2 protein-coding genes are annotated in these 1,895 nt (G+C 71.7%); both read right to left on the reverse strand.

Annotation, left to right across the window (positions count from 1 at the left end; translation table 11 throughout):
* On the reverse strand, window positions 1-461 hold a 461-nt coding region (locus ACNPM4_RS15700; RefSeq protein ID WP_448986299.1), incomplete at its 3' end, for a flagellin N-terminal helical domain-containing protein.
* A 12-nt stretch (window positions 462-473) separates the two neighbouring features.
* Window positions 474-1,895: flagellar hook-associated protein FlgK (gene flgK, locus ACNPM4_RS15705; protein WP_448986300.1), on the reverse strand; the 1,422-nt coding region annotated here is incomplete at its 5' end.

The raw sequence follows: 1,895 nt of genomic DNA on the forward strand, positions 1-1,895 counted from the left end.
CTGTACGAGTAGTCCGCGGCGAACGCCGCCGTGTCCGAGGTGCCGGCGAACACCGAGCGACCGAGCAGTCGGGTGTTGGCCTGGGACAGGAGCTCCTTGCGGATGCCCTCGAGCTCGACGGCCAGGGCCTCCTTGGCGGTGGCATCCAGCGCACCGTCGTTCGCCCCCTGGGCGGTGAGGTCGCGGACCCGGCCCAGCAGCGAGGTGCTCGCGGTGATCGCGACATCCGCCGCCGTGACCCACGCGAGCCCGTCGTCGATGTTGCGTGCGTACTGGTCGTTGCGGCGCTGCTCCGCATGCAGGGCGAGGGCCGCGGCCGCGGCTGCCGGGTCTTCGGACGGAGTGGCGAAAGCGCGCTGCGAGGTCGCCTGCTCCTGCAGACGCGCCAGCTCGGTGAGGTTGGACTGCAGCTGGCGCATCGCCGTCTGCGTCATGGATGACGATGTCACTCGGGAGATCACGGTGCTCCTTTATCAGCGTCCGACGAGACCCGTGCGGTTGATGAGGACGTCGAGCGCCTCGTCCACCGCCGTCATCACGCGGGCTGCGGCCTGGTAGGCGGTCTGGTAGGTGAGCAGGCTGATCGTCTCCTCGTCGCCGTCGACGGCGGCCACGGACTGCTGCGCCCCGACCGCGGCGACCGCCGCCGAGTCGGAGACCTTCGCCCGCTGCACGTCGGCGGCTGTCGCCACCCCGAAGCGCGTGACGTGGTCGGACCAGAGGGCGTCGGGCGAGGTGGCGCCGCGCCCGATCTGCGAGATCAGGTCGGCGTTGGTCGCATCCAGCGCACCGGCACCCGGTGCGGCGAGCGCCAGCTCGGACGGGGTCGTCACGGCGACCCGCAGTCCGAGCGCGGCCGACCCGGTCGTCGGAAGGGTGAAGAAGTCGCCGCCCGGCTGCCCGGACGAGGTGACACCCGCGCGGTGCTGCGTGTTCAGCGCACCGGCCAGGGCTGTCGCCACCGCGTCGTAGGTCGAGGCGAGCTGCGCGAGCATCCCGCCGTCCGCCGCCGGTGCGAGCACGGCGAGCGAACCACCGAGCTCGCCGCCGTCGATCGAGGCCGGGAGGTCGGTGGCGGATGCCCACGAGACCGTGAAGCGCTGTCCCGCGTCGATCGTGGCCGGGCCGTTGAGGACGAGGTGGCGCGCATCGGAACCCGAGACCAGCGCGTTGCCGCCGACGCGGAGGGTCATCGACCCGTCGCTCTCGATGGTGGCCGCCGCCCCGGACATGCGGGCGACGTTCTGTGCGAGCACGCTCCGCTGGTCCATGAGCTCGTTCGCCGAGCGCCCGGAGGCGAGGGCGTCGCGGATCTCGCCGTTGAGCACCGCGATCTGGTCGGCGGCGGCATTGACCTGCGTGACGGTGCGCTCGGCGGTGGCCCGCGCGTCGCTCCACTGGGTGGCCACGGTGCGGTAGCCGCCGGCGATGTGGGAGGCGAGCTCTTTGGCGGATTCGAGGATGGTGGATGCCGCTGCACCGGAGTCCGGGGTGTTTGCGAGATCTTGCCAGCCGGACCAGAACTTCGACAGTCGCGCTGCCAGTCCGTTCTCGGTGGGCTCGGCGAGCGAAGCCTCGATCGTGGTCGCGGCGACCGCGCGCGTGGACCAGAAGCCCGATGCGGCGAGCGAGTCGCGGACGCGCGCGTCGAGCAGCGCATCGCCGAGCCGTGCGACGCCGTCGATGGAGACGCCGTGTCCCGGCAGAGCGCCGACACTGAACCGGCCGGTCTGGGCGATTGCTGCGATGGCCGAGGTCTGGACGCGCTGGCGCGTATACCCCTCGGTCTTCTGGTTGGCGATGTTCTGCCCGACCACGTCCATGCCGCGTCGGGCGGCCGCGAGTCCGCTGGCCGCAGTGTTCAATCCGCTGAAGGTCGACATGATCCCCTTCCG

The organism is Microbacterium umsixpiens, assembly GCF_053543675.1.